The sequence below is a fragment of the Pseudomonas sp. GM49 genome (genome assembly GCF_000282355.1).
In the GTDB taxonomy this organism is placed as follows: Bacteria; Pseudomonadota; Gammaproteobacteria; order Pseudomonadales; family Pseudomonadaceae; genus Aquipseudomonas.
The window spans coordinates 1-21,206 of the sequence record NZ_AKJL01000335.1 but is presented as its reverse complement, the minus strand read 5'-3'; the positions used below and the strand labels follow the sequence as shown (position 1 = coordinate 21,206).

Annotated in this window: 19 protein-coding genes; 16 read left to right on the top strand and 3 right to left on the bottom strand. The window is 59.7% G+C overall.

The window, feature by feature from the left end; translation table 11 throughout:
• From PMI29_RS00740 to PMI29_RS00795, 12 genes are all read left to right on the top strand, one after another.
• Nucleotides 1–994 (top strand): sigma-54 interaction domain-containing protein (locus tag PMI29_RS00740; protein ID WP_008004499.1); only part of this gene is annotated, 994 nt, incomplete at its 5' end.
• An 832-nt stretch (nt 995–1,826) separates the two neighbouring features.
• Nucleotides 1,827–3,227, top strand: coding sequence for a polynucleotide adenylyltransferase PcnB (locus tag PMI29_RS00745; protein WP_008004495.1), 1,401 nt, complete (start codon nt 1,827–1,829; stop codon nt 3,225–3,227).
• Between the two features lie 3 nt (nt 3,228–3,230).
• Nucleotides 3,231–3,716, top strand: coding sequence for a 2-amino-4-hydroxy-6-hydroxymethyldihydropteridine diphosphokinase (gene folK, locus PMI29_RS00750; RefSeq protein WP_008004493.1), 486 nt, complete (start codon nt 3,231–3,233; stop codon nt 3,714–3,716).
• Nucleotides 3,717–4,095: 379 nt separating this feature from the next.
• Entirely contained in the window at nt 4,096–4,896 is an 801-nt protein-coding gene (gene panB, locus PMI29_RS00755) for a 3-methyl-2-oxobutanoate hydroxymethyltransferase (protein WP_008004491.1), read from the top strand.
• Entirely contained in the window at nt 4,893–5,753 is an 861-nt protein-coding gene (panC, locus tag PMI29_RS00760; protein ID WP_008004489.1) for a pantoate--beta-alanine ligase, read from the top strand. Before panB ends, panC begins: the two co-directional genes overlap by 4 nt.
• 195 nt (nt 5,754–5,948) lie before the next feature.
• On the top strand, nt 5,949–6,329 hold the full coding sequence (gene panD / locus PMI29_RS00765; protein ID WP_003228271.1) for an aspartate 1-decarboxylase: 381 nt from the start codon (nt 5,949–5,951) through the stop codon (nt 6,327–6,329).
• 224 nt (nt 6,330–6,553) lie between these two features.
• Nucleotides 6,554–8,218 (top strand): glucose-6-phosphate isomerase, encoded by a 1,665-nt coding sequence (pgi, locus tag PMI29_RS00770; protein ID WP_008004485.1) that lies wholly within the window; start codon nt 6,554–6,556, stop codon nt 8,216–8,218.
• 230 nt (nt 8,219–8,448) lie between these two features.
• A complete protein-coding gene (gene acs / locus PMI29_RS00775; RefSeq protein ID WP_008004483.1) occupies nt 8,449–10,386 on the top strand; it encodes an acetate--CoA ligase in 1,938 nt (645 codons plus the stop codon).
• A 116-nt stretch (nt 10,387–10,502) separates the two neighbouring features.
• Nucleotides 10,503–11,375 (top strand): oxygenase MpaB family protein, encoded by an 873-nt coding sequence (locus PMI29_RS00780; RefSeq protein WP_008004481.1) that lies wholly within the window; start codon nt 10,503–10,505, stop codon nt 11,373–11,375.
• Nucleotides 11,376–11,568: 193 nt separating this feature from the next.
• Complete coding sequence (locus PMI29_RS00785) at nt 11,569–12,585, top strand: class I SAM-dependent rRNA methyltransferase (RefSeq protein ID WP_008004480.1); 1,017 nt, start codon at nt 11,569–11,571, stop codon at nt 12,583–12,585.
• A 93-nt stretch (nt 12,586–12,678) separates the two neighbouring features.
• The gene (locus PMI29_RS00790; RefSeq protein WP_033052795.1) at nt 12,679–15,645 is read left to right on the top strand and encodes a DUF748 domain-containing protein; all 2,967 of its coding nucleotides are present in this window, start codon (nt 12,679–12,681) and stop codon (nt 15,643–15,645) included.
• On the top strand, nt 15,642–15,938 hold the full coding sequence (locus PMI29_RS00795; protein ID WP_008004476.1) for a DUF2845 domain-containing protein: 297 nt from the start codon (nt 15,642–15,644) through the stop codon (nt 15,936–15,938). The genes PMI29_RS00790 and PMI29_RS00795 overlap by 4 nt, the downstream gene beginning before the upstream one ends.
• A 238-nt stretch (nt 15,939–16,176) precedes the next feature.
• Here the strand turns inward: PMI29_RS00795 and PMI29_RS00800 are convergent, their stop codons facing one another.
• Together PMI29_RS00800 and PMI29_RS00805 are read right to left on the bottom strand one after the other, a co-directional pair.
• Nucleotides 16,177–16,533: a BON domain-containing protein gene (locus PMI29_RS00800; RefSeq protein WP_008004474.1), complete on the bottom strand. Its 357-nt coding sequence runs from the start codon at nt 16,531–16,533 to the stop codon at nt 16,177–16,179.
• Between the two features lie 299 nt (nt 16,534–16,832).
• Nucleotides 16,833–17,255: a pilin gene (locus tag PMI29_RS00805; protein WP_008004472.1), complete on the bottom strand. Its 423-nt coding sequence runs from the start codon at nt 17,253–17,255 to the stop codon at nt 16,833–16,835.
• A gap of 226 nt (nt 17,256–17,481) precedes the next feature.
• Here PMI29_RS00805 and PMI29_RS00810 point away from each other — a divergent pair, with 226 nt between their 5' ends.
• From PMI29_RS00810 to yacG, 4 genes are read left to right on the top strand one after another with little or no spacing between them, the layout of a single operon-like run.
• On the top strand, nt 17,482–18,699 hold the full coding sequence (locus PMI29_RS00810; protein WP_008004470.1) for a type II secretion system F family protein: 1,218 nt from the start codon (nt 17,482–17,484) through the stop codon (nt 18,697–18,699).
• 1 nt (nt 18,700) lies between these two features.
• On the top strand, nt 18,701–19,573 hold the full coding sequence (locus PMI29_RS00815) for a prepilin peptidase (protein ID WP_008004467.1): 873 nt from the start codon (nt 18,701–18,703) through the stop codon (nt 19,571–19,573).
• Nucleotides 19,570–20,193 carry a dephospho-CoA kinase gene (gene coaE, locus PMI29_RS00820; protein WP_008004465.1) on the top strand — a complete coding sequence of 208 codons (624 nt, stop codon included), beginning with the start codon at nt 19,570–19,572 and terminating at the stop codon, nt 20,191–20,193. Before PMI29_RS00815 ends, coaE begins: the two co-directional genes overlap by 4 nt.
• Complete coding sequence (gene yacG, locus PMI29_RS00825) at nt 20,190–20,390, top strand: DNA gyrase inhibitor YacG (RefSeq protein ID WP_007970539.1); 201 nt, start codon at nt 20,190–20,192, stop codon at nt 20,388–20,390. Before coaE ends, yacG begins: the two co-directional genes overlap by 4 nt.
• A gap of 34 nt (nt 20,391–20,424) precedes the next feature.
• Here the strand turns inward: yacG and PMI29_RS00830 are convergent, their stop codons facing one another.
• Entirely contained in the window at nt 20,425–21,114 is a 690-nt protein-coding gene (locus PMI29_RS00830) for an energy-coupling factor ABC transporter permease (protein ID WP_033052794.1), read from the bottom strand.
• Nucleotides 21,115–21,206 lie beyond the last annotated feature (92 nt).

Here is a 21,206-nt window from a genome sequence, read left to right as displayed (position 1 = left end):
TGGCTCGTGCCCGCCGATGCAGGACCTGTACGGCAAGATCCGCAAAGTGGCACCGACCGATTCCAACGTTCTGATCCAGGGCGAATCAGGTACCGGTAAGGAACTGGTGGCGCGCGCCCTGCACAACCTGTCCAAACGCGCCAAGGCGCCGATGATTTCGGTTAACTGCGCGGCCATTCCGGAAAGCCTGATCGAATCCGAATTGTTCGGCCACGAAAAAGGCGCATTCACCGGCGCCAGCGCCGGGCGCGCCGGCCTGGTGGAAGCGGCGGACGGCGGCACCTTGTTCCTCGACGAAATCGGTGAACTGCCGCTGGAGGCCCAGGCTCGCCTGCTGCGCGTATTGCAGGAAGGTGAAATTCGCCGGGTAGGCTCGGTGCAGTCGCAGAAAGTCGATGTGCGCCTGATCGCCGCGACTCACCGCGACCTCAAGAGTCTGGCGAAGATCGGCCAGTTCCGGGAAGACTTGTATTACCGCCTCCACGTTATCGCGCTGAAGCTGCCAGCCCTGCGCGAACGCGGTGCGGACGTCAACGAGATCGCCAACGCCTTCCTGGCGCGGCAAAGTGCGCGAATCAACCGCACCGACCTGAAGTTCGCCGCGGATGCCGAGCAGGCCATTCGTCACTACTCCTGGCCGGGCAACGTTCGTGAACTGGAAAACGCCGTCGAGCGCGCCGTTATCCTGTGCGAAAGCCCGGAAATTTCCGCCGAGCTGCTGGGCATCGACATCGAACTGGGCGACCTGGAAGACGACGAGTTCATTGGCCTGCCCCCACAACAGGGCAACGGCAATGCCAGTAACAACAACCACGAACCGACCGAAGACCTCTCCCTGGAAGACTATTTCCAGCATTTCGTCCTCGAGCATCAGGACCATATGACCGAAACCGAGTTGGCCCGCAAGCTCGGGGTCAGCCGCAAATGCCTGTGGGAGCGTCGTCAGCGCCTGGGCATCCCGCGGCGCAAGACCGGGGTGGCCAGCGAAAGCTGAACCGCGCCTGTCTCATGTGCGGGTAACACGTGACATTGTGGAAAAACTGTTACCTCAGCTTTTTCACGTAACAGAAGCCGGGGCTTACGGTAACGAAGCCCCGGCTTTTTTTGGCCCTCAAAACGCCTGACAATCGGCCTAACCCCTTGTTTTACTGGGCTTCTAAAAAGTTGGCACGCACCCTGCTATATGTTTGATACAAGAACAATAACAAGCAATGCACAAGACAATAAAAATAAGACGAATCGACTCACGCACAATAAAAACAAGACGGCGAGAGGCGCAGCTAACTGATTCTTTTGGAGAGGCGTTGTATTTGGGGCTAGCCCCACGACCAGGCTGAGAACAACAAAAAACTGTCTTAAGACAGAGCCTGTACTGGTTGGATCGAAAGATCACTGCAATTCAGCGACCAAAGCAATCCGTTTGCTCTTGGCTCCCGATTGGGAGGGTCATGAAGGAAAGCTTCATGGCAAGGGCACTCAACAAAAACAAGAAGCCCGAAACCAAAAATAAAAATAGAGCATGCAACTACTTCTTGGGGAGCTTCGGCTCCCCTTGTGGTTTCTGCAATTCAAGCCCCCATACCCGCTTCCTGTACCTGTACCTGTACCTGTAGGAGCGAGCTTGCTCGCGAATAACCTGAAGGCGCAGTTGGGAATCTGGCTGAACGCGTCATCGTTCACGTCCATCGCGAGCAAGCTCGCTCCTACGGACCTACAGCTCATATCTGCTGTGTCCTACACCATCCCCCGACTAAATGCTAGAATCCCCGCCCATCATGCGGTCATTCTTCTGTTATGGCCGAATATTCCTTCAAACAGTGCATCCCATGCTGAAGAAGCTGTTCCAGTCATTCCGTTCTCCCAAGCGTCCTACGCAACACATTCGCAGCACGCCTGAAGTGCTCAACAGCGGCCAACATTCGCTGCAGAAGGCGCAATTCAGCCGTTACGCGGTGAATATCGTTGAACGCCTGCAGAGCGCCGGTTATCAGGCTTACCTGGTTGGCGGTTGCGTGCGCGACATGCTGCTGGGTATCACACCGAAAGATTTCGACGTTGCCACCAGCGCCACACCCGAGCAGGTACGGGCCGAATTCCGTAACGCGCGAATCATCGGGCGCCGGTTCAAGCTGGTGCACATCCACTTCGGCCGCGAAATCATCGAAGTCGCGACCTTCCGCGCCAATCACCCGCAGAACGAAGACGAGGAAGACAGCAACCAGTCTTCGCGCAACGAAAGCGGGCGCATCTTGCGCGATAACGTCTACGGCACCCTGGAAGAAGACGCGCAACGTCGCGACTTCACCATCAATGCCCTGTATTACGATCCGGTCAGCGAACGCATCCTCGACTACGCCAACGGCGTACACGACATCCGCAACCACCTGATCCGCCTGATTGGCGATCCGACGCAACGCTACCAGGAAGACCCGGTACGGATGCTGCGGGCCGTGCGTTTCGCCGCCAAGCTGAACTTCGGCATAGAAAAGCACAGCGCCCTGCCGATCCGCGGCCTGGCGCCGATGCTGCGCGAAATTCCATCGGCCCGCCTGTTCGAAGAGGTGCTCAAGCTGTTCCTCTCCGGCCATGCCGCCGATACGTTTGAAATGCTGGTCGACCTGCAGTTGTTCGATCCACTGTTCCCGGCCAGCGCCGAAGCACTGGAATACAACCCGACGTACACCCACACCCTGATCAGCGAAGCCCTGATCAACACCGACCTGCGGATCAAGCAGAACAAACCGGTCACCCCGGCGTTCCTGTTTGCAGCCCTGCTCTGGCCTGCCCTGCCAGCCCGCGTCTTGCGCCTGCAGGAGCGTGGCATGCCGCCGATTCCGGCGATGCAGGAAGCGGCGCACGAGCTCATTGCCGAACAGTGCCAGCGGATCGCTATTCCGAAACGCTTCACCATGCCGATCCGCGAGATCTGGGACATGCAGGAACGCCTGCCGCGCCGCAGCGGCAAGCGTGCCGATCTGTTGCTGGACAATCCGCGCTTCCGTGCCGGTTACGACTTCCTTCTGCTGCGCGAGAGTGCAGGCGAGCAGACTGACGGCCTCGGCGAATGGTGGACCGACTATCAGGACGCCAATGAAAGCGAGCGCCGCGACATGATCCGCGACCTCAGCGGTAAGGAAGACGGCACCGGCGCCCCCCGCAAGCGTCGCCGCAGCGGCGGCTCCAAGCGCAAACGCGCCGCCGGCGCTTCGAGCACCACGGGCGAGTAATCCATGGAACGCATCTATATCGGCATGGGCAGCAATCTGGCTGACCCTGCCGAACAATTGCGCAGCGCCGTCGAGGCGCTGGCGCAGTTGCCGCAATCGGAGCTGGTCGGGGTTTCTGCGTTTTATCAAAGTGACTCGCTGCTACCCGGACAACCGCGCTACACCAATGCGGTGGCCGCTCTCGACAGCACGCTGGCAGCGCTGGACTTGCTCGATGCCTTGCAGGCCATCGAAAACGGCCAGGGTCGCGAGCGCCTTGCGCGCTGGGGGCCGCGCACGCTAGACCTCGACATCTTGCTGTTCGGTGATCGTCTGATCGACGAACCGCGCCTCAAGGTTCCCCATTACCACATACAGGAACGGGCCTTCGTGCTGTATCCGCTGGCGGAATTGGCACCTGCGGATCTACGACTGGCCGATGGCCGGACCTTGGCCGAACTGCTCAAGGCATGCCCGTTCGTCGGCCTGGAACGCCTGCCCCAAAATTGACCGAAATCCCCTGTGGGAGTGGCGGTGCGGCGATCCGACTTGCTCGCGAAAGCGGTGTGTCATCCAGAATCAATGTTGGCTGAAACTCCGCTTTCGCGAGCAAGCCCGCTCCCACATTGGTTTTGTGTCGGGCACAAGATCTGCTGCTGAATCGCATCAGTTACCCCGGTAACACCCCACCCGTAACAATGCGGTAACACACGCAATTGACTTCCCTCGTTCTCCTCACGACTATAGGCGTCCCGCTGCCGCCAACACGGCGTTCAAGGGCGCAATCCAGGCCTTAAAAGCACGACAAAAGAACGTGCGCCTGTATTCAACGAAGAATCACGCGCGTTACTCGCAGTAGTTTCCACAGCGCCTGAATGAGGAACTTTTCATGCCAGCCATCACCCTGACCACCCTGCAAGGTCTGAAGCAAAAAGGTGAAAAGATCACCATGCTGACCTGCTACGACGCAACCTTCGCCCACGCCTGCAACCAGGCCGGCGTCGAAGTGCTGCTGGTGGGCGACTCCCTCGGCATGGTTTTGCAGGGCCACGACAGCACCTTGCCTGTCACCACCGCAGAAATGGCTTATCACGTGGCCGCCGTCAAACGCGGTAACAGCGATGCCCTGATCCTCGCCGACCTGCCTTTCATGGCCTACGCCACCACCGAGCAAGCCATGACCAACAGCGCACAGTTGATGCAGGCCGGCGCGCACATGGTCAAGGTTGAAGGAGCGTTGTGGCTGGCCGATTCGATCCGCCTGCTGGCCGAGCGTGGCATCCCTGTCTGCGCGCACATGGGCCTGACGCCGCAATCGGTGAACATCCTCGGCGGCTACAAGGTCCAGGGTCGCAACGAAAACCAGGCGCGGCAGATGCGTGCCGACGCGATTTCCCTGGAACAGGCTGGCGCGGCAATGCTGCTGCTCGAGTGCGTCCCGAGCGAACTGGCAGAAGAAATCACCCAGGCGGTGAAGATTCCGGTGATCGGTATTGGCGCCGGCAATCGCACGGATGGCCAGGTGCTGGTTCTGCACGACATGCTGGGGCTGTCCATTACCGGCCGCGTGCCAAAATTCGTGAAAAACTTCATGACTGGCCAGACCAGCATTGAAGCTGCACTGAATGCCTACGTGACTGAAGTCAAGGCGGCGACTTTCCCTGGGATCGAACACGGATTCTCTGCATGAACACTGTAAAAACCGTACGCGAACTGCGGGCCGCCGTGGCCCGTGCCCGTAGCGAAGGCAAACGCATCGCCTTTGTACCGACCATGGGCAACCTGCACAGCGGCCACGTTGCGCTGGTGACCAAAGCCTCTCAACGAGCGGACTTCGTGGTCGCGAGCGTTTTCGTCAATCCGCTGCAATTCGGCGCTGGCGAAGACCTCGACAAGTACCCGCGCACCCTCGCCGCCGACCAGGAAAAACTGCTCCAGGCTGGTTGCCATTTGCTGTTTGCCCCCTCTGTTGAAGAGATGTACCCCGACGGCATGACCGGCCAGACCCGCGTCAGCGTCCCGCAATTGTCCGAAGGCCTGTGCGGCGCCAGCCGTCCGGGGCATTTCGAAGGCGTGGCGACGGTGGTCAGCAAGCTGTTCAACATGGTCCAGCCGGACCTGGCGATTTTCGGCGAGAAAGACTTCCAGCAACTGGCGGTGATTCGCGCGCTGGTACATGACCTGAACATGCCGATCCAGATCATCGGTGAGCCGACTGTACGGGCGGCCGATGGCCTGGCGCTATCGTCGCGCAACGGCTTCCTCAACGAAGAGCAGCGCGCTGTGGCACCGGTGGTCTACCGCACGCTGAATGTGATCAGCGAGGCGATCAAGCAGGGCGAACGCGATTACCCGGCGCTGATCGGCACACAGATCAAACAGCTCGAAATGGCTGGCCTGCGTCCTGACTATCTGGAAATCCGCCATGCACTGACCCTGCGCCCGGCAACGGCGCAGGATCGTGACCTGGTGATTCTGGTGGCGGCGTTCCTCGGTACGACGCGGTTGATCGACAACCTGCACCTGAACCTCGACGCGCCCGTCTAAACACCAAAAAACCCTGTGGGAGCGAGCTTGCTCGCGATAGTGGACTGTCAGCCAGCACACCTGTTGAATGTCAGGCCCTCATCGCGAGCAAGCTCGCTCCCACAGTGGGACTTCTGTGCCCAAACAGACTGTATTGCCGCCCACAACCCCATCGGGCAAACTGCCCGCCGTTCGATTCCGACCTGGGAAATACTCATGCACGCCATCATGCTCAAAGCCAAGCTGCATCGCGCCGAAGTCACCCACGCTGTACTCGATTACGAAGGCTCCTGCGCCATCGACGGTGAATGGCTGGACCTGTCCGGCATCCGTGAGTACGAACAGATCCAGATCTACAACGTCGACAACGGCGAGCGCTTCACCACCTACGCCATCCGTGGCGAAGAAGGTTCGCGCATGATCTCGGTCAACGGTGCCGCCGCGCACAAGGCCAAGGTTGGCGATCGCGTGATCATCTGCGCTTACGCACACTACAGCGAAGCCGAACTGCTCAACTTCAAGCCGCGCATGCTCTACATGGCGCCGGGCAATGAACTTAGCCATACCAGCAACGCCATTCCGGTCCAAGTCGCCTGATCCGAGTCCTGTCTCTTCCGTTTGTCGGACCGCTCCTGACGTCGATGTTAAAAAAGTACCGGAAACAGGTCAGACAAAGTCAAGACAGATCATTGCGCGGGGTTTACTGTATTCGCCCTGCGCCATGAAATCGTGTCGACGCAGTTGACCGGAACGCCCACCCATAGCGCTCCGGGATTTTTAGTGTTCAAAAGGCCGTTCAAGTAAAAAGGAAACCCGCAGCGATGGCGTATTACCGCACTCCTCACGACGTTACCGCTCTGCCTGCCTGGCAAGCGTTGAATGACCACCGGCAAGCCATGCAGGATTTCAGCATGCGCGAGGCCTTCAATGCCGATCCGCAGCGTTTCACTCAATTCACCCTCAGCAGCTGCGGTCTGTTTCTCGACTACTCGAAGAACCTGATCAACGCCGAGACCCGCAATCTGCTGGTGGGCCTGGCCAACGAAGTCGACCTCAAGGGCGCGATCAAGTCGCTGTTCGACGGCGAAATCGTCAACTCTTCCGAAGGTCGTCCAGCCCTGCACACCGCCCTGCGCCGCCCGGTCGGCGACAAGCTGTCGGTCAATGGCGTCAACGTGATGCCGGAAGTGCACAAGGTGCTGAACCAGATCACCGACCTTGTCGGCCGTATCCACGATGGTCTGTGGCGCGGTTACACCGAGAAGCCGATCACCGACGTGGTCAACATCGGCATCGGCGGTTCCTTCCTCGGCCCGGAGCTGGTGTCCGAAGCCTTGCTGTCCTACGCCCAGAAAGGCGTGCGTTGCCATTACCTGGCGAACATCGACGGTAGCGAGTTCCACGAACTAACCATGAAGCTGCGCGCCGAGACCACGCTGTTCATCGTCTCGTCGAAATCCTTCAACACCCTCGAAACCCTGAAGAACGCCCAGGCTGCCCGTGCCTGGTACCTGGCCCAGGGTGGTTCGGAAGCCGAGCTGTATCGCCACTTCATCGCGGTATCGAGCAACAACGCCGCCGCCGTAGCGTTCGGCATCCGCGAAGAGAACATCTTCCCGATGTGGGACTGGGTCGGCGGGCGCTACTCGCTGTGGTCGGCCATCGGTTTGCCGATTGCCCTGGCCATCGGCATGTCCAACTTCAAGGAGTTGCTGTCCGGTGCCTACACCATGGACCAGCACTTCCAGAGCGCGCCGTTCGAACAGAACATGCCGGTGCTGCTGGCCTTGCTCGGCGTGTGGTACGGCAACTTCTGGGGCGCGCAAAGCCACGCGATCCTGCCGTACGATCACTACCTGCGTAACATCACCAAGCACCTGCAACAGCTGGACATGGAGTCCAATGGCAAGAGCGTGCGCCAGGACGGCAAGCCAGTGTCCACCGACACCGGGCCGGTGATCTGGGGCGGCGTCGGCTGCAACGGTCAGCACGCCTATCACCAGTTGCTGCACCAGGGCACCCAGTTGATCCCGGCCGACTTCATCGTGCCAATCGTCAGCTTCAACCCGGTGTCCGACCACCACCAGTGGCTGTACGCCAACTGCCTGTCGCAGAGCCAGGCGCTGATGCTCGGCAAGACCCTTGCCGAGGCCGAAACCGAGCTGCGTGACAAAGGCATGAGTGACGCCGACGTGCAGAAACTCGCGCCGCACAAGGTGATCCCGGGCAACCGTCCGAGCAACACCCTGGTGGTCGAACGCATCAGCCCGCGTCGCCTGGGCGCACTGGTGGCGATGTACGAACACAAAGTCTTCGTGCAAAGCGTGATCTGGGGCATCAATGCCTTCGACCAGTGGGGTGTGGAACTGGGCAAAGAGCTGGGCAAAGGCGTCTACAACCGCCTGGTCGGCAGCGAAGAAACCCCGGCCGAGGACGCCTCGACCCAAGGGCTGATCAATTACTTCCGTGGTCGTCACCGCGGTTGATTTGAAGCCTGCCCACAAAGTGTGTATTGAGTACAAACTTTGTGGGCAACGAATATCAAATGTGGGAGCGGGCTTGCTCGCGAAGACGGCGGTTCAGTCAACCAGAATGTTGAATGTACCGGCCTCTTCGCGAGCAAGCCCGCTCCCACAGTTGTTTTGCATCCGACTTGAACCCATTGACCTCTCGGCGCATCTTTATCCTTGTCGCAAAACAAGAATAAGGAACCGTCATGTTCGATATCAGCAAGTTCCCCAAAGCCGATGCCGTCCGCCGGGCTGCACAATTGAGTCAAGACGACTATCAGCGCCTGTACCGCGAATCCGTCGAACACCCCAGCTCCTTCTGGGCCGAACAGGCCACGCATTTTCTCGACTGGAGCGCGCCCTGGGAAACCGTCCAGCGCTACAACCTGAAAACAGGTGAGGCCAGCTGGTTTGCCGGTGCGCAATTGAACGTCAGCTACAACTGCATCGACCGGCACCTGGAGAAACGCGGCGATCAGGTCGCCATCATCTGGGAAGGCGACAACCCTGCCGACTCGACATCGATCACCTACAAAAAACTGCATGAAAACGTCTGCCGCCTTGCCAACGTGCTGAAAAGCCGTGGCGTGAAAAAAGGCGACCGCGTGTGCATCTACATGCCGATGATTCCCGAGGCGGCCTACGCCATGCTGGCCTGCACCCGCATTGGCGCGGTGCACTCGGTGGTGTTCGGCGGCTTCTCCCCGGACTCGTTGCGTGACCGTATTCTCGACGCCGACTGCCGCACCGTGATTACCGCAGACGAAGGTGTGCGTGGCGGCAAGGTCGTGCCACTCAAGCAGAACGTCGACAAGGCGCTGCAAAGCTGCCCGGACGTGAGCACCGTGCTGGTGGTCGAGCGCAGTAAAGGACAAGTGAACTGGGTCGAAGGACGGGACATCCAGTATCAGCAGGCCCTGCGTGATGCCAGCGCCGATTGCCCGCCCGAACCGATGGACGCCGAAGCCCCGCTGTTCATCCTCTACACCTCCGGCAGCACCGGCAAACCCAAAGGCGTGTTGCACACCACCGGCGGCTACCTGCTGCAAGCAGCGATGACCTTCAAGTATGTGCTGGACTACCGCGACGGCGAAGTCTTCTGGTGTACCGCCGACGTCGGCTGGGTCACCGGCCACAGCTACATCGTCTACGGCCCGCTGGCCAACGGAGCGACCACGCTGATCTTCGAAGGCGTGCCGAGCTACCCGAGTACCTCGCGCTTCTGGCAGGTGATCGACAAACACAAGGTGAACATTTTCTACACCGCCCCGACGGCGCTGCGCGCACTGATGCGCGAAGGCCCCGAACCGTTGAAGCAAACATCTCGCGCCAGCATCCGGCTACTTGGTACGGTCGGTGAACCGATCAATCCGGAAGCATGGGAATGGTACTTCCATGAGGTCGGCGAAGAGCGCTGCCCGATCGTCGACACCTGGTGGCAGACCGAAACCGGCGGCATCATGCTCAGTCCTTTGGTCAGTGCACGGCGGATCAAACCCGGTTGCGCCACGCAACCGATGTTCGGCGTGCAACCGGTGCTGCTCGACGAGCAAGGCAGGGAAATCAAAGGCGCCGGCAGCGGCGTACTGGCCATAAAGTCCAGCTGGCCGGCGCAGATCCGCAGCGTCTATCGTGACCCGCAGCGCATGGTCGACACCTACTTCAAGCCCTACCCCGGCTACTACTTCACCGGCGACGGCGCACGACGCGATGAAGATGGCGACTACTGGATCACCGGACGCATCGACGATGTGATCAACGTATCCGGCCATCGTATCGGCACTGCCGAAGTGGAAAGCGCGCTGGTGCTGCACGAGAGCATCGCCGAGGCCGCTGCGGTCGGTTACCCCCACGACATCAAGGGTCAGGGCATCTATGTTTTCGTCACGCCCATGAACGGCGTCGAAACCAACGATGAACTGAAGAAAGAATTGCTGGCCCTCGTCAGCCAGGAAATCGGCAGTTTCGCCAAACCGGACTTGATCCAGTGGGCGCCGGCCTTGCCGAAAACCCGCTCAGGCAAGATCATGCGGCGCATTCTGCGCAAGATCGCCTGCAATGAACTGGACAGCCTGGGTGATACTTCGACCCTGGCTGACCCGAGCGTGGTGCAGGGCCTGATCGACAAACGCTTGAACCTGTAACGTACTGCGCCCCGTAGGAGCGAGCTCGCGCTGAACTCAGGCGCGCCGCGTATGTTCAGGAAACACGCATTATCGTTAACGACCATCGCGAGCAAGCTCGCTCCTACAGAGTCGCCATGGAATTCATCCGCACCCGCATCGAAACCCAGATCATGAGCCTGAGCGGATTGTCCCTGGGCAAACTCGACCTGGAAAACCCCAAGGGCGACCCCGGGCTGTTCGGGCCGGACTCGGTGAGCTGGCAAGTCCATGGTGATTTCAGCAGCATGCTGATCGGTGGCATCAGCGCCCTGATGCTGCAGGCCCTGCACCCGCTGGCATTGGCCGGCGTCTGGGACCATTCGAACTTTCGAGAAGACATGCTCGGCCGCTTGCGCCGCACCGGGCAGTTCATCTCAGGCACCACGTTCGGGTCTCGACAGGACGCCGACTGGCTGATCGAAAAAGTCCGCACCATCCATTTGCAGATCACTGGCACGGCACCGGACGGACGCGCCTACGCCGCCAGCGATCCAGAATTGCTGACGTGGGTGCACGTGGCAGAAGTCAGCAACTTCCTGGCCGCGCATTTGCGCTATCGCAACCCGCACCTGTCCCTGCCCGATCAGGATCGCTACTACGCTGAAATTGCCCTGATCGCCGAGCGACTCGGGGCCAGAGATGTGCCCCGTTCGCGGCAGGAAATTGCCGACTACCTTGAGCGCATGCGTCCACAGTTGCTGTGCGACGAACGCAGTCGGGAAGTCTTGCGCCTGTTGTTGAACGCCCCCGCCCCCAGCCGCCTGGCAAAGCCTTTCGGCGGTTTGATGATGCAGGCCGGGATCGATCTGCTGCCGGACTGGGCCAGCGATATGCTCGGTGTCAGCCAGAACCCGCTGCAACGCAAGCTGATCCGCGCCAGCGTCAATCGCAGTGCGCCGATGCTGCGCTGGGCGGTGCGTAACGGATCGGTGCAGCGGGCGAAGCGGCGGATGGGGTTGCTGACCTAGCAGGTATTGCTGCGATTTTTTCTGTGGCGAGGGGGCTTGTCGGATCGCCGCACCGCCCCGTTGGGCTGCGGAGCGGCCCCAAGCTCTCGAGCGTTTCCGAAATTTTGCCAGCGCTACGCACTGGAACGGGGGCAAGCCCCCTCGCCACAGTGTTAAACTCACGCGCCCAATTCTCTCCTGCAAGGCGCCCAGCATGTCTTCCTTGAATCAGGCGCTGCGCGCCGCCCTCGATCAACGCCAGGACCTGCTCGCCGAACTGCACCAGCAAGGCACCGATTGCTATCGCCTGTTCCACGGCAGCCAGGAAGGTGCCGGCGGGCTGACCATCGACCGCTACGGTCCGCAACTGATGGTGCAGAGCTTTCACCAATCGCTGTTGCGCGAGGAACTGCTGCAACTGCACGAAGCGATCAATCAACATCTAGGGTTTGACACCCTGCTGGTCTACAACGACCGCTCCCGTGGCAATTCGCGCATCGATCGCGAAGACATCGTCTACCGCGCCGACGAAGCCGCCCTGCAAGATCTGGTCGGCCACGAATGGGGCCTGAACTATCGGGTGCGGGGTCGCCATGCCGGACAGGACCCATTGCTGTTCCTCGACCTGCGCAACACCCGCGGCTGGGTCAAGGATCACAGCAAGAACAAAAGCGTGCTGAACCTGTTCGCCTACACCTGTGGTGTCGGCCTCAGTGCCGCCGCCGGTGGCGCACGCGAGGTGTGCAACCTGGACTTCGCCGAAGGCAACCTGGCGGTCGGTCGGGAGAACGGTTTACTCAATCCGCAGTTGCCGACCATGGAATTTATCCAGTCCGACTACTTCCCGGCCATTCGCCAACTGGCCGGCCTGCCGATCAGCCAGCGTCGCGGGCAAAAACTGCCGAGCTATCAGCGCCTGGAACAGCGCCAGTACGATTTGGTACTGCTGGACCCTCCGGCCTGGGCCAAGAGCGCATTCGGCACCGTCGACCTGCTGCGCGACTACCAGAGCCTGCTCAAACCGGCCCTGCTGACCACCGCTGATAACGGCGTGCTGATCTGCTGCAATAACCTGGCGAAAGTCAGCATGGACGACTGGCGCGAGCAGGTTTTGCGTTGCTCAGAGAAGGCCGGGCGGCCGGTGCGTGAGTGGAGCGTGATGAAACCAGGCGCCGACTTCCCGTCGATGGATCAGCAACCACCGCTGAAAACCCTGATTCTGCAGCTCTGATCGCTGTGGGAGAAATCTTGAATTTCCTGAACAGGCCGATCACTTCGGAACCGGAAACGCGTGCCATACTCCAACGCACTCCGAATCAGACAGATGACGCCGCACATGTACAAAGGATTGATTCGCGCCATCGGCGCCCTGTTGACTGCTCTGGCCCTCTACAGCTTGCTGGGTTTTCTGATTTTACCGGGTGTCGCGTTGCGCGTTGCCAACCAGCAACTGGCCAACTACGCCACCATCCCCGCCACGATCCAGCGGATCGAATTCAATCCGTTCAGCCTTGAACTGACCCTTTGGGGCTTGAACATCGGCGAGCCCGGCAAGGAGCAGGTCGCTTTCGAACGCCTGTACGCCAATCTGCAATTCGACAGCCTGTGGACCAAGGCGGTGCACCTGTCCGATGTTGAACTGGACAAGCCAAAGACCGAAATCCTGTTCAGCAAGGACGGCCAACTCAATCTGCTTGGGCTGTTCAAACTGCCAGCGAGCGAACCCACACCCGCCGACCCGAATGCCAAGCCGTTTCCGCTGCGCATCGAGCGGATCAAACTGGCGGGCGGCGCCGTGCACTTTGAAGATGCCCGGCCCAGCGAGCCCAGCGAGCCCATCGAGTTTCTCTACGACACACTCGATTTCGAGCTGAAGAACCTCAGCACCCTGCCCGATGACAGCGCCGACATGACCCTGGTGGCCGTCGGCCCCAATGGCGGACAGATCGACTGGACCGGCAACTTCAGCCTGATCCCGATCGCCTCCGAAGGTAAGCTGAAAATCACCGATGGCAAGATGAAAGCCTTCTGGCCCTATGTGCGCGATGCCGTGCCACTGGACCTCGAAAACGGCATCATGAGCATCAGTACCGACTACAAGTTCAACCTGGCCAAGGAAACCGAGCTGCTGCTGAGCAATCTGGCAGTCAACATCGCACCCTTCGCAATCAAGGCCCCGGATGGCCGGCCACTGGTGAAGCTTGAGCGCCTGGACGTCAGCGAAACCACCGTGGATCTGGCCAAACAGCAAGTGGTGGTCGGCAAGATCCGCAGCAACAAACTGGAAACCTGGGCCGCGCTGGAATCGGACGGCCAACTCGACTGGCAGAAACTGTTCGCCAGCCAACCGTCAAAACCCGCTGCCAAAGCCAAGGCGGATGCCGAACCGGCCAGTGCTCCGGCGGCGGCAGATTCACCGAAGCCTGAGCCGGCCGCGCCAGGCAAACCCTGGCAGGTGCTGCTCAAGGACGTGCAGTTGCGCAACTACCAGGTGCATCTGGCCGACCGCAAGGCCCAACCCGCCGTCGCTCTGGAATTGAGCCCGCTGAACCTTGACCTGCAAAACTTCGACAGCCTCAACGGTTCACCCTTTACCCTCAAGCTCGATACCGGCGTGGGCAAGCAAGGCAAGATCATGGCCGACGGCGAGGTCAACCTGGCCCCGGTCAGCGCCAGACTGAAGGTACAGACCAAGGACATCGACCTGCGGGTTGCCCAGTCCTACATCACGCCGTTCATTCGCCTGGAACTGCGCAGCGGCATGCTCGGCAGCGATCTGGCGGTCGACCTGAAAAGCACCGAGCCCCTGGCCTTCAACATCACCGGCCGCGCCCAGGTCGATCAGTTGCATACCCTGGACACCCTGAAAACCCGCGACTTCCTCAAGTGGCAACAGGTCGTGGTCGAAGGCCTGAACTATCAGCATGGGGACAGTCTGTCGATCGACAAGATCAACCTGTTCCAGCCCTATGCGCGCTTCATGATCAACGATGATCGCACCACCAACATCGATGACCTGCTAATCCCGCAACCGACGGACTCCGGGGCAAAACCGGCGGCGAGCAAACCGGCCAGCAACGAAAAACCGTTGGGTATCCACATCGGCGGCATTTTCATCAATGATGGTTCGGCCAATTTCGCCGACTTCAGCCTGACCCCGAACTTCGCCACCGCCATCCAGCAACTCAACGGGCAGATCGGCACCATTGACAGCCGCCAGCCGAAACCGGCCGGTGTCGACGTCAAGGGCAAGGTCGATCGCTATGCGCCGGTGACCATCAAGGGCTCGGTCAATCCGTTCGACCCGATGGCCAGCCTCGACATCGCCACCAGCTTCAAACGCGTGGAACTGACCACACTGACGCCCTACTCCGGCAAATTCGCCGGCTACCGTATCCGCAAGGGCCGGCTCAATCTCGACCTGCATTACCAGATCACCAAGGGCCAGCTCAAAGCTGAAAACAAAGTGGTGGTCGAACAACTGCAACTGGGTGAAAAAGTCGACAGCCCGGATGCCGTGAGCCTGCCGCTGAAACTGGCTATTGCCCTTCTCAAGGACGTCGATGGCAAGATCTCCATCGAACTGCCGGTCAGCGGCGACCTGAACAACCCTCAGTTCAGCGTCATGCCGATTATCTGGCAGACCCTGCGCAACCTGATCGTCAAAGCCGCGGCAGCGCCGTTCAAACTCATTGGCGGGCTGGTCAACGGTGGTGGCTCGGAAGACCTGGGCAGCGTTTCATTCGCAGCCGGTTCCAGCGACTTGAGCAAGGACGCTGAAGGCGCCCTGGACAAACTGTCCAAGGCACTCAAGGAACGCCCGGCCCTACGTCTGGAAATCGAAGGCACCGCCGCCCAGAGCAGCGATGGCCCGCTGATCGCCGAACAACGCCTGGAGCGTGAATACCAGTACAACTACTACAAAATGCTCCAGCGTCGCGGCGACAAGGTCCCGGCCCAGGCGTCGTTGCTGGAAGTACCGGACGGGGAAAAAGGCCCGCTGCTCGAAGGCATCTACCGCACCCGCCTGAAAACCCAACCCCCTGCCGAATGGAAGGACCTGGGCAAGGAAGAGCGCACTGCGAAAATGCGTGGCGAGGTGATCAAGTTCTGGAGCTCCAGCGACGTGCTGTTGCGTCAACTGGGCCAGGAACGCGCCAGCAGCATCAAGGATTATCTGGTCGACAAGGCCCAGCTGGAAGATGACCGTGTGTACTTCATCGACGCCAATCTGGGGGAGGCGCAAAGTGACGGCCGCGTAGTGACACCGATGCATCTGGATGCCGAGTGATAATTCGGCGGCTGGCAGGCCTGGTTCTGGCGCTATCCGCCAGTCAGGCCTGGGCGGCCGATACCTTGCGCTGTGGCAGCCAATTGATCAGCGTCGGCGATCGCTCGAGTGAGGTCCTGCAGAAATGCGGCGAACCGGTCAGCCGCGACTTACTGGGCTACAAGCGCAGTGCCGATCGGCGCGAGGAGTTCCAGGTCGAGGAATGGACCTACGGACCCAATGGCGGGATGTATCAATACTTGCGGTTCGAAGGTAACCGACTGAAGCAGATCACCAGCAAACGCGGCAATTAATTAACCACGATTCAATTGTGGGAGCGGGCTTGCTCGCGAAGGCTGACTGACATTCAACACATGCGTTGAATGAAAGACTGCTTTCGTCGGATCGCCGCCCGGAGCAAGCCCGCTCCCACAATTGATTTGGCCCCGGCAAAAATGCGCGGGGCCGTTCGCATGAACGCTCAGGTTGCAACAGACGTATGACTCGGCTCGTCTGTCGCGCCCTCTCCCGGTCCAGGCGAGAAGCCTTGCCTTACTCGGCTTTGAGGCCGTCAGCGGAGACCGCCTTGACACCTTTGATTTTCTTGGTGATGGCCACAGCCGTATCTTTTTGCATTTCGGTCACGGCGGTGGTCGACGACAGCGATACCACGCCTTTGTTGGTTTCAACCTTGATGTCGCTACCTGGAATGCCTTTTTCGGTCATAAGGTCGGCTTTGACTTTCGTGGTGATCCAGGTATCGGAAGTAGCTTCTGTAGCCTTGGTCATTTCACCCGCCGCCAGGATCATTGGAGCCTGGGTGGCTTGAGTGGTCTGGGCGAATGCCGCGTTTGCCATGGTCAGGGTCAGCGCGGTAGCAGTAGCGGCAGCAATAGCGAACTTCTTCATACGAGTAACTCCTGTTTTTCTGGAAAGTCTGCCGGGTGTCTTGTCGGCAGGGTTACCAAGGATATTGCGAACGCTGTGCCAACTTTCAAACAGATAGAAAGTCTTTAAAATCAATAAGTTATAAAATTAGCCAATCCCCGGAATCATGCAAAATGCACGAGACGCAGAAACGCTGCATGCAAGTTGCGGGTTTGTGGAAAGTTCCTAAGGTGCTGAATTTCTGAGCTTTCCCTGTAGCTTTTGACAACCGGTCGACAAGCAAGAAAAACCCCGCGATCACGGGGCCTTGATTCAGCTATTCATGTCGCAGGACCGGAACACCCTTTAGGCAAATAATCCTGGGATACGGTGCCTTTACACGACCAGCCTTTAGTTTCGTTCCGTGTCAGGGTGACGGTTTTGCCCACGACCACCCCCGGGGCATTCTGCAACGTACAAACGATTGATCCCTCCCCTTCTGGCGTTGAAGCCGTCACAGACAGGGCGCAGTGGGTAGTCGATGTCGCGCCGGCGGGCGCCACGTTGGCAATTGTCGGGGTGTCCCCCTGGTTGATCACATCCTCGAACGGCACCTTCATTGCTGTCAGTTCGGCCAGCGCCGCCGTGACTTTGGCCCGAGCCTGGTATTTGGAATACATCGGCAGACCCAGTGTTGCCAGGATCCCGATGATCGCCACCACGACGAGCAACTCGATCAGGGTAAAACCTTTTTGATTGTTCATGTACAGGCTCCATGCATGAGTCGAAGGCTCATGATCTGCCCCATGGCAGCACAGCCTGTGCCAACGCCAAAGCCCCTATTGGTTGGGGCCATAGCGGCCGAAAAGCCCGGCCCTACTACCGGGATTAGCACTATCTGACGTTTTTTGTCACCTCACCCTTGCTGGTTTGGCTCAGTCGTTTGACTAGGCTATAAGAGCAATTCAACCGGATTACCCAGGACTGAACATGACGGTCAAGGCAACGAAAATCAGCGTGTATGCATGGGAAGGCATCGACCGCAAAGGCACAAAGGTAACCGGCGAGCTCAGCGCTCAAAACCCGGCGCTGATCAAGGCGAAACTGCGCAAGCAAGGCATCAATCCCGGCAAGGTTCGCAAAAAAAACCATTCGCTGTTCAACATGGGCAAACGCATCAAGGCCCAGGACATCGCCCTGTTCACCCGGCAAATGGCGACGATGATGAAGGCCGGCGTGCCGTTGTTGCAGTCGTTCGACATCATCGGCGAAGGCTTCGACAATCCGGCCATGCGCAAGCTGGTGGACGAACTGAAACAGGAAGTCGTGGCAGGCAACAGCTTTGCCGCCGCCCTGCGCAAGAAGCCCCGGTATTTCGACGAACTGTATTGCAACCTGGTGGATGCCGGCGAGCAGGCCGGTGCCCTCGACACCCTTTTGGAGCGGGTCGCGACCTACAAGGAAAAAAGCGAAGGTCTCAAGGCCAGGATCAGGAAAGCCATGACCTACCCGCTGGTGGTGGTGTTCGTCGCGGCGATTGTCACCGGGATTCTGCTGGTCAATGTAGTGCCGCAGTTCGAGTCGGTGTTCAAAGGCTTTGGCGCCGAACTGCCGGCTTTCACCGTGATGGTCATTGGCCTGTCGCAATTCATGCAGGCCTGGTGGTGGACGGTCCTTGGCGCGCTGATCGCGATGGCCTTCGGTGTGCGCCACGCCTTCAAGACTTCCCCGGCCTTTCGTGACCGCATGGACACCTGGCTGCTGAAACTGCCGCTGGTGGGCACCCTGATGCACAAGTCCGCCGTGGCCCGGTTCGCCCGTACACTGTCGACCACTTTCGCTGCCGGCGTGCCACTGGTCGAGGCCCTGGAATCAGTGGCCGGTGCGACCGGCAATATCGTGTTCAAGCGCGCGGTACTGCGCATCCGGCAAGACGTTTCGACCGGCATGCAATTGAATTTCGCCATGCGCACCTGCGGCGTCTTTCCGAACATGGCGATACAGATGACGGCCATCGGCGAAGAGTCAGGGACCCTGGACGCCATGCTCGACAAAGTCGCGGGGTTCTATGAAGACAACGTCGATAACATGGTCGATAACCTCACCAGCCTGATGGAGCCGTTCATCATGGTGGTGCTGGGTGTTATCGTCGGTGGACTGGTAGTTGCCATGTACCTGCCCATCTTCCAACTCGGCTCAGCGATCTGACATGCCCTTGAATGAAATCCTGATTCACTCTCCGCTGGCCTTTGTCCTTCTCGCAGGCATCACCGGCCTGCTGGTCGGCAGCTTCCTCAATGTCGTGATCTGGCGCCTGCCGAAAATGCTCGAACGCGACTGGCGTGAGCAGGCCCATGACATTCTCGGGCTGCCTGGCGAAACGCCGCTGCCGACCTACAACCTGTTGCTGCCCCACTCCCAGTGCCCGCACTGCGATCACCGGATCCGCGCCTGGGAAAACATCCCGCTGCTCAGTTATGTGTTTTTGCGCGGCCGCTGTTCAGCCTGTGCGGCAGCGATCAGCCCGCGCTATCCGTTGACCGAACTGGCTTGCGGGCTGTTGTCGGCGTTTGTTGCCTGGCACTTCGGTTTTGGTTGGCCGGCCGGCCTGGTGCTGATCCTGAGCTGGGGTTTGCTGGCGATGAGCCTGATCGATGCCGAACATCAGATATTACCGGACGTACTGGTGCTGCCGTTGATGTGGCTGGGGTTGATCGTCAACAGTTTCAGCCTGTTCGTGTCGCTGCACGAGGCGTTATGGGGTGCGATAGCCGGTTACACCCTCCTGTGGTCGATGTTCTGGCTATTCAAGCTGATCACGGGCAAGGACGGCATGGGCCACGGTGATTTCAAGCTGCTGGCGATGCTGGGCGCCTGGGGTGGCTGGCAGATTCTGCCGCTGACCATCCTGCTGTCCTCGCTGGTAGGGGCCATTATCGGGTTGATAACCCTGCGCTTGCGCAATGCAAAAACTTCAACGCCGATCCCTTTCGGTCCCTATCTGGCCATTGCCGGCTGGATTGCCTTGCTCTGGGGTGGTCAAATAACCGACCTCTATTGGCAGTTTGTCGGTTTGAAATGAATACCCCTGTGGAAAAACCCTGGATTCTCGGCCTGACCGGCGGCATCGGCAGCGGCAAAAGTGCGGCTGCCCAACACTTCATCGATCTGGGCGTGCATGTGGTCGACGCCGATCATGCCGCTCGCTGGGTAGTTGAACCTGGCCGCCCGGCACTGACACAAATCGCCGAACACTTCGGCCCCGGCGTGTTGCAATCCGACGGGCAACTGGACCGCGCTGCGCTTCGCAAGTTGATCTTCGAGGTTCCCGAAGAACGCCGCTGGCTGGAGGCCCTCCTGCATCCACTGATCGGCGAGGAAATCGCTCACCACCTGGCGCTGGCAAAATCGCCTTATGCAATTCTGGTTTCGCCGCTGCTGATCGAGTCCGGGCAATACGCCATGACCCAACGGGTGCTGGTGATCGATGCGCCCGAACAATTGCAGATCGAACGCACCCTGCAACGTGACCAGACCAGCGAGCAGCAAGTCCAGGCGATCCTCAAGGCCCAGTCCAGCCGCCAGGATCGCGTGAGCCATGCCGACGACGTCGTGGTCAATGACCGCGACCTTGCCTGGCTGAACAGCGAGGTCGAACGCCTGCATCACTTTTATCTTTCTTTGCGTGGAGGCCAGTCATGAGCCAACCAACAACCGTCGAATGCCCAACCTGTGGCGCCCCCGTGGAATGGACGGCCGAGAGTAAATTCCGACCATTCTGCTCCGACCGCTGCAAACTGATCGACCTGGGTGCCTGGGCGTCCGAAGAGCACAAGATTCCAGTGGCTCCCGATGCCGAGGACGAGATGTTCAGCGGCGACTTCGACCCGCGTCATTGATCCCGACTGCGGCGATTTCAGGCCTTGATCCGGATCAAGGCTTGGAGTCGTCGTCTTTCCACGGTGCCGAGAGGTAGCGGGTGCGGTTGAACGTCTCCAGCCATTCCGGGCAGAACACCACCAGCGCACTGACCACCATGCCGTTGATAAACGCCTCGGGAAAGATGATCAGCCACAGGTAACCGACAAAATCCTCGAGCCAGTACGGCATGGCAAACAACTCGTCGTACCACAACACCGTGAGCGCCAGCACCAGACACAGCAACGCCGAAAGTGCCGCGGCAAAGAAACCGGAGACGAAGATGTACACGAAGAGGTTTTTTGGCTGCGCACGCTCCACCAGAATCGCGCAGCATTCAGTGACCAGTACCGGCAACAGAATGAACAGCGCGCCATTCACTCCCATCGCCGTAAGGTCCTGACGCCCCAGCAGCACCAGCCCCGCTTGCGCCACCAGCCCGCCAACGATCGCCAGCGGCCAGTCCAGCAGCAGGGTCACCGCCGTCATGCCGATAAAGTGATATGAAACGCCAGTATCGAAATCCCGCCGCACCAGCCACAGCATAAACAGCGCAAATACCGTCCCGAACAGCAAATGCTGGCGCCGACTGTCGGTGAACAGCTCAACCCATGGGGCGCGGCAGACCGCCCAGATCAGCACTGGCAGGTAAATCAGCCAGCCGACTGACAGCGTTTCCAGTGTCAGCAGCTCTGCACCAATCATGTGGCCAATCCTCTGTCCTTCACCGCAGACTCCCTGGTTGTTCAGGCCCGATACCCGGCAGTCTACTACGGCGGCAAAGTTGCTCCAGCCGA

Excerpts from the sequence above, each read along its gene's own strand:
- PMI29_RS00745 (WP_008004495.1), top strand. The coding sequence starts at position 1,827 with ATGCTGAAGAAGCTGTTCCAGTCATTCCGTTCTCCCAAGCGTCCTACG.
- folK (WP_008004493.1), top strand. The coding sequence starts at position 3,231 with ATGGAACGCATCTATATCGGCATGGGCAGCAATCTGGCTGACCCTGCC.
- panB (WP_008004491.1), top strand. The coding sequence starts at position 4,096 with ATGCCAGCCATCACCCTGACCACCCTGCAAGGTCTGAAGCAAAAAGGT.
- panC (WP_008004489.1), top strand. The coding sequence starts at position 4,893 with ATGAACACTGTAAAAACCGTACGCGAACTGCGGGCCGCCGTGGCCCGT.
- panD (WP_003228271.1), top strand. The coding sequence starts at position 5,949 with ATGCACGCCATCATGCTCAAAGCCAAGCTGCATCGCGCCGAAGTCACC.
- pgi (WP_008004485.1), top strand. The coding sequence starts at position 6,554 with ATGGCGTATTACCGCACTCCTCACGACGTTACCGCTCTGCCTGCCTGG.
- acs (WP_008004483.1), top strand. The coding sequence starts at position 8,449 with ATGTTCGATATCAGCAAGTTCCCCAAAGCCGATGCCGTCCGCCGGGCT.
- PMI29_RS00780 (WP_008004481.1), top strand. The coding sequence starts at position 10,503 with ATGGAATTCATCCGCACCCGCATCGAAACCCAGATCATGAGCCTGAGC.
- PMI29_RS00785 (WP_008004480.1), top strand. The coding sequence starts at position 11,569 with ATGTCTTCCTTGAATCAGGCGCTGCGCGCCGCCCTCGATCAACGCCAG.
- PMI29_RS00790 (WP_033052795.1), top strand. The coding sequence starts at position 12,679 with ATGACGCCGCACATGTACAAAGGATTGATTCGCGCCATCGGCGCCCTG.
- PMI29_RS00800 (WP_008004474.1), bottom strand. The coding sequence starts at position 16,533 with ATGAAGAAGTTCGCTATTGCTGCCGCTACTGCTACCGCGCTGACCCTG.
- PMI29_RS00805 (WP_008004472.1), bottom strand. The coding sequence starts at position 17,255 with ATGAACAATCAAAAAGGTTTTACCCTGATCGAGTTGCTCGTCGTGGTG.
- PMI29_RS00810 (WP_008004470.1), top strand. The coding sequence starts at position 17,482 with ATGACGGTCAAGGCAACGAAAATCAGCGTGTATGCATGGGAAGGCATC.
- PMI29_RS00815 (WP_008004467.1), top strand. The coding sequence starts at position 18,701 with ATGCCCTTGAATGAAATCCTGATTCACTCTCCGCTGGCCTTTGTCCTT.
- coaE (WP_008004465.1), top strand. The coding sequence starts at position 19,570 with ATGAATACCCCTGTGGAAAAACCCTGGATTCTCGGCCTGACCGGCGGC.
- yacG (WP_007970539.1), top strand. The coding sequence starts at position 20,190 with ATGAGCCAACCAACAACCGTCGAATGCCCAACCTGTGGCGCCCCCGTG.
- PMI29_RS00830 (WP_033052794.1), bottom strand. The coding sequence starts at position 21,114 with ATGATTGGTGCAGAGCTGCTGACACTGGAAACGCTGTCAGTCGGCTGG.